Origin of the sequence: Levilactobacillus suantsaii (assembly GCF_004115745.1) — a bacterium.
Classification (GTDB): Bacteria; Bacillota; Bacilli; order Lactobacillales; family Lactobacillaceae; genus Levilactobacillus; species Levilactobacillus suantsaii.
Genome location: NZ_QXIL01000040.1, coordinates 1 through 6724 on the forward strand (window position 1 = coordinate 1; position 6724 = coordinate 6724).

7 protein-coding genes and 1 pseudogene are annotated in these 6724 nt (G+C 43.7%); all 8 read left to right on the top strand.

The annotated features are described in order from the left end of the window. Nucleotides 1-445, top strand: a pseudogene (locus tag DXH47_RS11735) (hypothetical protein); the annotation flags it as partial. Continuing rightward, nucleotides 435-1154 (top strand): hypothetical protein, encoded by a 720-nt coding sequence (locus tag DXH47_RS11115; RefSeq protein WP_129033379.1) that lies wholly within the window; start codon nucleotides 435-437, stop codon nucleotides 1152-1154. The pseudogene DXH47_RS11735 and the gene DXH47_RS11115, both read left to right, overlap by 11 nt. 2 nt (nucleotides 1155-1156) lie before the next feature. After that, the gene (locus DXH47_RS11120; RefSeq protein ID WP_129033380.1) at nucleotides 1157-2887 is read left to right on the top strand and encodes a pyocin knob domain-containing protein; all 1731 of its coding nucleotides are present in this window, start codon (nucleotides 1157-1159) and stop codon (nucleotides 2885-2887) included. A gap of 32 nt (nucleotides 2888-2919) precedes the next feature. Further along, on the top strand, nucleotides 2920-3327 hold the full coding sequence (locus tag DXH47_RS11125) for a hypothetical protein (RefSeq protein ID WP_129033381.1): 408 nt from the start codon (nucleotides 2920-2922) through the stop codon (nucleotides 3325-3327). Between the two features lie 11 nt (nucleotides 3328-3338). Then, a complete protein-coding gene (locus DXH47_RS11130) occupies nucleotides 3339-3506 on the top strand; it encodes an XkdX family protein (protein WP_129033382.1) in 168 nt (55 codons plus the stop codon). An 11-nt stretch (nucleotides 3507-3517) separates the two neighbouring features. Beyond that, nucleotides 3518-3907, top strand: coding sequence for a hypothetical protein (locus DXH47_RS11135; protein WP_129033383.1), 390 nt, complete (start codon nucleotides 3518-3520; stop codon nucleotides 3905-3907). A 247-nt stretch (nucleotides 3908-4154) separates the two neighbouring features. Further along, a complete protein-coding gene (locus DXH47_RS11140) occupies nucleotides 4155-4664 on the top strand; it encodes a phage holin, LLH family (protein ID WP_129033384.1) in 510 nt (169 codons plus the stop codon). Further along, nucleotides 4664-5716 carry a GH25 family lysozyme gene (locus tag DXH47_RS11145; RefSeq protein WP_129033385.1) on the top strand — a complete coding sequence of 351 codons (1053 nt, stop codon included), beginning with the start codon at nucleotides 4664-4666 and terminating at the stop codon, nucleotides 5714-5716. The genes DXH47_RS11140 and DXH47_RS11145 overlap by 1 nt, the downstream gene beginning before the upstream one ends. The last annotated feature ends 1008 nt before the right edge of the window (nucleotides 5717-6724 follow it).

A 6724-nucleotide genomic window follows, 5' to 3' on the forward strand; every position in this document is an offset into this window, starting at 1 on the left:
TGTCTATGTGATTGGTGGCTCTGACCAAGATGTGGCTGAGGCCATTTTTCACGCGGTCGGGCTGCCCGGACATACCTACGGAGAAGTGTCGAAGACTGTCTTAAACGCCTCCGGACAGGAGCGCACGGTTAACTTCTCTCGGGCCAAACAGCAGACGTTATACGTGCAGATCCGTATCAAGACGACTGATGGCTTTGACACGGACAACGGGATCACGGATCTAAAAAATAAGGTCGTCGAATACGACCGGACACTTAACATGGGCGACCCCTTGCTGTACTCAAAGCTCTTTGAGTACCTGTGGCAGGTCTCAGGATTATCTAGTATCGATATAACCGTCGGAACGGATAAGGCCGCCTTAGCGCTTGGAAACGTCACTGTCGACGCCTACACGCTAGCTTATATCACAACCAACGACATCGAGGTGATTGTTGATGACGGATAAGCAATGGCTGCAGTTCTGGGTTGACCAGGGATTAGATGACGACACAATTCGTCAGCTGATTATCACGGCTCTTCCCGGAATGGCTAATCAAAGCCCCGACAGTAATAACCAGGCAATTTTGGGCGTTATTGCCGACTTGATCATTGACGAGGTCGATGAGTTCAGGAAGATCTACGAGTCTCGAAGTCTTGATCGGGCCAAGGGCGGTATCTTAGATGATATCGCTGCTGACTGGGGTGTAAGTCGCATCGATAATGATGATGATTTTCTCCGCTTCCAAATTCGATTAGCTAAGATGCTCAGTCGCATCGGAGTTACTGAGGACGACATCATCAGTCTGATCGCCTTTATCCTACAGGCTGACCCGACTGAGTTTGATGTAATCACTGACCCAGATCAACTAGGTGGTGATCCGGAAGCAGTGAGATTTACTAATATTCCAAACCGTTATAGTAAGTCTGCTCGCAAAAAGAACCTTCTGGTTAAAGCACTAGAGTCAGCCGTTATGCCAGAAGTAAAAATTGTTAGCGTTGACTTTCAAGCTGTCGCTAGCCAGATGCTATACGTGGCCACAGCCACTAAAAAGGAGCGGTCTCACTTCGCTGTCATGGATAGCATGAGAGACCGCACGCACACTACGGATGATAATACGACCGTGGCCACAGTCACTCAGCGACAGCGGCTTCACCAAGTCTCTAAGGAGGGATAAAAGTGCAATTTGATACTACCTATTTGACCGAAGCTGGTCGATCACTAGCAACGGGCACACTTGGGGGCTTGGATAAAATCCAGTTCACCCGAGCAGTGGCCTCAAGCCATGATTACTCAGCTACTCCGGTCAACGATTTAAAAAAGCTCACATCAATTGAAGATGTGCAGCAGACAGTCGAATACTCACGAATTATTAAGAAGGATGACACTACCTTGACTATGCGGGTAGACTTTCCGTCTAAAGATGTGACGACGGCATACAGTCTCTATACAGTCGGCTTTTATGCACGACCAGAAAACGGGGATGAAATTCTGTATGGAGTACTGCCAAGCTCTCTACCAGACTACATCGCTGCATATGACGGTAAGTCCAACTTAAATGATTCATTCCAGACTGATACAACGGTGAGCGATGCCGATAATGTTTTGATTACTGTCAGTCAGGCTGGTTCACTTAATGAAGCCGACCTTGATGCAATCTTTGCATCAAAACACATTGCAACTATTGATGATATCAAGGCTAACATTCCTGCCACCGTCATTGATGGCAGTAAGCCAGCGGATTTCAAGGAATCCGTCACGCTGGAAAAGGGTGCGGTGGACGGTGAAGGCAATGCCATTGCGACCAGCAAGGATGTCTCCGATGGCGACGCCACGACACTCACGTCGGCGAAGGACTACGCAGACACGAAGATTAGTGGCAAAGCTGACGATAGTACGGTTGTGCACACGGCGGATATGCGCAAACCAGCCAATCAAGTTGCCAGCATTGATGAGGTTAACGTTAAAGCTGACGATAGTAAAGTAGTTCATGATAACCATGACAACACAATTACAGTGAACGGAACTTCTTACGACTTACCAAAATCAGGTCTTACTTCTTTACAACTTGTTGATGGGGGGTCATTTAATGATTTACCTTTGGGAACTATTCTTGCAAATGGCCATTTAATGACGGATGGCCCAGATAACACTCACAGTTTTACTACAACGACTTTTTATTTCTCACAATGGAACGGCCGTAAAGCACAAATTGCCATTGCTGATAATGCAAGCTCAATGTTTCTTAGAATATTTAATGCCGGCGCATGGACAAGTTGGGCTAAACTTGCTGACGATTCCAAAGTTGTCCATACCGCCGATATGCGTAAACCAGCCAGTGATGTAGCGGGTATAGAAGAAGTTAATGCTAAGCAAGATAAGTTGGATTACACACCCGCTAACGCCGCTAACGTGGTTGACCGCAATCCGGATACTGGCGTTGTTTCTACACCTACTGACTTCACCAAGCTCACTGTGAATGGAGGTAAATCAGTCGCTACCCGCGACGATTTGAAAAGCCTTGAAGCAAGCGCTTGGCATACAATAACTGGTAAAAGTGATTCGCTATCTGCATATACTTGCATGTACAGAAAAAATAACGAGCAAAAATATGTTGATTTGGTGTTATATGGAATAATGGGAATTGCAAAAAATGTTTATTTAAATAAACCAGACACCCAGACAGAATTATTAGATTTAAAAAATATTGTTAGCACCCCCAAAAATGTTAGAGGAATGATAGCATGTGCTTCACCTAATTCATCTGGTGGTGGTGCCACTTATGATTTAGAAATATCAGGCACAAAGTTAAAATTTGCTTGGAGTGACCACAACGTGTTATCAACAGGTAAAACAGTGGTAAGTGCAAATGATGATGGCGACCTATTTATGAGAATAACGTTTGACTAACTATTTTATTAATATGTAAAGGAGAAGTTATAATGCCAATTTATTACGTAAAACCAGATTCAGATAACCAATTTCCAGACAAGGACACTGCGCCCGTACTTGAGCCAGCAGATGGCTTACGAGCGGTGAATATCCCGACCACCTCGATTCAATATTTCACTCGCTACTGGTGGATGTACGCATTCAAGAGTGATGATTCGCAAGAAGTCACAGCTCCGGGGAACTTACCCAATTTGGATATTGACTACCTGCAAGGATTGATTGACCAAGAAGGTGAAACTATTCAAGGCTTGCAAACAGCGCTGGGGAGTGCCACAAAGGCTCAAGTAGAAGCCCAGCAGCAATTCGTTACTACGCAAGAGCAATTTCAAAAGCAATTTGTCAGCCTGTCACAGCAAATTGTGGCAGTGCAAAAGCAAATCGCAGCCAAGGCAGAATAGGAGGAATCATTATGGGAAATAATCCATTTTCAGCACCAAGCATTGAAGATGCTAAGTTGTATGCTTCATGGGGCCTAGACATTAGCTACATGGTCAACTGGTGCATCACACCAGAACAGTACAAGGAGCTGACAGGTAAGGATTACACGGCACCGACGACGGATACCACAACCGCCTAGGTGCTTTTTTGATGGAAGAAGGAATTTATATGTATCATCCAATTCGAGATAATCCGCTGCATACCGTGATTGCTTTTACTATGATTGGTATTGGCCTATTTTTGATGGTTAGTGATCATTATTTTACTTGGCCACCAGTAGTCGCTGAAATTGCGAATGATGATGCCGTAGGCATGATGTATGTGGTGATTGGTGTGGTTATGGCAATCTGGGTCTTGGACCCTAAGCGGTCGGTTAGGATGGATCACATCATTTTAACTGTGGCCACGTTTGCCATGGCGACCTTGTCATTTTATCAGTTCTTGCATTCAATGGTTATGGGGAGCGGAATGCCGTGGATCAGTAATGCCGCACTGACCATTGTCATTATGATTATTGCCCGCCGCTCGGATTCAGTTTGACTGAGAGCTATTTGCATCAGATATATCTAATCATGTCAGTTGTAGCCGGTATGATTGCGGCATGGTACACCAATCGAATATCACGGAAGAAGTCTAATCGTGAAGAATGGCAAGGACTGTACATGGAGATGAAGACGCGAACTGATGAAGCCGAAAAAAGAAATCATGAACTCATTATGGAAAACGAACAGCTACGAATTGAAAATGCAGAGCTCAAGAGTCAGTTAAAATCCTAGGAGGAAAAAGCATGAATGAATTTACGAAGATTATTAAATTACTCAACGACACCGGTATCTTAGGTGTCTTAATTTTTGCCCTGGTTGGCTGGTTTACCCGGATCAATCCGGCATTGAAGACCAAGATTGCGGCGAATAAGTCAGCCAATCAGCGAGAGGCATTGACGTTGTTGGACAAGTTGGCCGATAACGCTGTTCATCTTTTATCCACGTATTACGAAATTCCGGGAGACGAAAAACGGCAAAAGGCAATTTCCGATGTTACCGGTCAATTAAAAGGATTAGGTCACAACATTGATCCTGCAATTATTTCTGCGGCCATCGAAAAGGCCTATCAAGCGATGAGCACCCAAAGTACCGTTGCACAGAAGAAGCAGGCTAAATTTGACGTTGCGCAGGCGTCCACAGAGCAAGTGTTCGCGGATAAAGAGGAACAATTACTCAAGCGGAACGTTAAAGACAATGAAAATGAGCCGCTTGATGTCCCTGCAACTAGCCAAGTGGAGGGAGGTACTAAGTAATGCCTCGATGTGACATGGTGGACGTTTCCAATAACAACGGAACAATGACAGTTTCTAATTGGAAGTCAATGAAAAAGTATGGTGTTCGTGCGATGGTTGCTAAGCTGTCGGAGGGCACTTTTTTTACTGATCGAACTGCTAAAACTAGTATTCACAATGCAGTAAAAGCCGGACTGCATGTCAACGGCTACCACTTTGCCCGGTTTACAACCGTAGCAGGTGCTAAGGCAGAGGCCCGAATAGCAGCTCGTTGCGCATTAAATGCCGGGCTTGGTAAAGATGCAGTAATTGTGCTGGACTTTGAAGCGAACAATCTTGGCTGGACCCGTAATGCGGCGAATATTAAAGCATGGGTCGCAGAAGTTAAACGTATGGGATATCCTAAGACGGATGTGTACACCATGGGTTCTTGGACTAACTCAATGCCTCTTAACAATCATGGACGCGGTGGTTGGATTGCCAACTATCCATCTAACCCGGTGGGCCTGAAGTTTTATGCTAGTTATCGCGGTTGGCAGTGGACTAGTACAAAACACTTTCCTGGCTGTTATGGGGGCTTCGATGTGAGCCAAATGTATTCTAACTATTACTACGGCACCGCAACCAAGGCGGTTAAACCGAAGAAGGCCATCTATTACCGATACAATCCCAAGATGGTCTATGCCCGGACGCCAATTAATCGCTACAAGGATGTTGCCTTCAAACACAAAGTAGACAAATTCCCAGCCGGCACCGTATTTGCGATCGCTAAAGTGATTAAGTACGGTAAGATTACCCGATTCCAGTTGGCAAACGGCTATTACATCACGTCTAATAAGGCCAATGTCAATCGCTTATACTATTCCGTTAATGGTGGCGTCAAACGAGTGAAGTCTGTACGCGGTACTCATCGGTACAAAGATAAGACCCTCAAACATGTTGTGGACTGGCAGCCAGCCGGCACTGAATTTGATGTCGCTAAGATCGTCAAGTATGGATATACAACTCGGATTCAATTGGCTAATGGATACTATATCAGTGGAAACAAGAAGATTAACAAATTTGTCAAGTAACACCCCAAAAGCGCTCACTCCTGACGGGGTGGGCGCTTTTTTGCGTACAATTTTTAATTTATCTAAATAAAAGCAAAAAAATATTTTTTATTGCGCGTTTTTTGCGCAACATCGCTATTAACATTGATATTACAGCATCACTAAATCCAATAAGCGGCTTAAGAGATTTCAAAGGGGTAACAGGTCTGGATTTTTCAGGCCTGTTTTTGTTTAAGTGGAAAATACACAGCCTAAAATGAGATCAATTGGCAGGCCAGTTGGATAATTAGTCGGGAATTCGTAAAAAAATCGCTTGATCAGTGTGAATTGATCGAGCACTGTTACTAAATTGAACCGGGATTTAATCTATTTTGATAAATTATGGCTGAATAATAGAGCGTATACGTGAGGGCAAGTGGCGGATATGCTAATTTTTTATTGATTAATGGTGGATCTAGAGAGGAAATGAGATTTTGTCTTTAAGCGTAAGAGCCGCTAAAAGGGGCCACATAGGGGATTAAAAAAACAAAATCAGAAAAAGTTTAAAAATGATTTTACCGGATAATGATAAAACCATTCTCGTTTAAAGTTAGGAATTACTTCCTTATCGAGCCTAAACAAAACTAGTGTGGCAATTGATAAGTGACAAACCCGGATAATGGGGCGAGAAAGTCGCTTGATTGGTTAGACCACTAACGGGAAAGTCTTCATTTTAGTGTTGACGTTTAGCGGGGGAATTGGTATTCTTATATACGTTGTCAAAAAGAGATGGCCAAGACCAATTCACTGATATGAATTTAGGGATTGACATCGTTGATAACAACATGATATATTGTATAAGCTGTCATTTAGTGACAGAGGTTAACGATAAAAAGAGAAATTAAATTTATCGTTGACAAGCATATCAGCTAAATGATATGATGATTAAGTTGTCTGCTTCGGCGGATAACGAGTAGACCTTTGAAAACTGAACATTGTTTCGACAAACCAAATATGTGTAGGGCGGTTTGAATTTATTCAAACCCAAAC

Excerpts from the sequence above, each read along its gene's own strand:
- DXH47_RS11140 (WP_129033384.1), top strand. The coding sequence starts at position 4,155 with ATGAATGAATTTACGAAGATTATTAAATTACTCAACGACACCGGTATC.
- DXH47_RS11145 (WP_129033385.1), top strand. The coding sequence starts at position 4,664 with ATGCCTCGATGTGACATGGTGGACGTTTCCAATAACAACGGAACAATG.
- DXH47_RS11135 (WP_129033383.1), top strand. The coding sequence starts at position 3,518 with ATGGAAGAAGGAATTTATATGTATCATCCAATTCGAGATAATCCGCTG.
- DXH47_RS11130 (WP_129033382.1), top strand. The coding sequence starts at position 3,339 with ATGGGAAATAATCCATTTTCAGCACCAAGCATTGAAGATGCTAAGTTG.
- DXH47_RS11125 (WP_129033381.1), top strand. The coding sequence starts at position 2,920 with ATGCCAATTTATTACGTAAAACCAGATTCAGATAACCAATTTCCAGAC.
- DXH47_RS11115 (WP_129033379.1), top strand. The coding sequence starts at position 435 with ATGACGGATAAGCAATGGCTGCAGTTCTGGGTTGACCAGGGATTAGAT.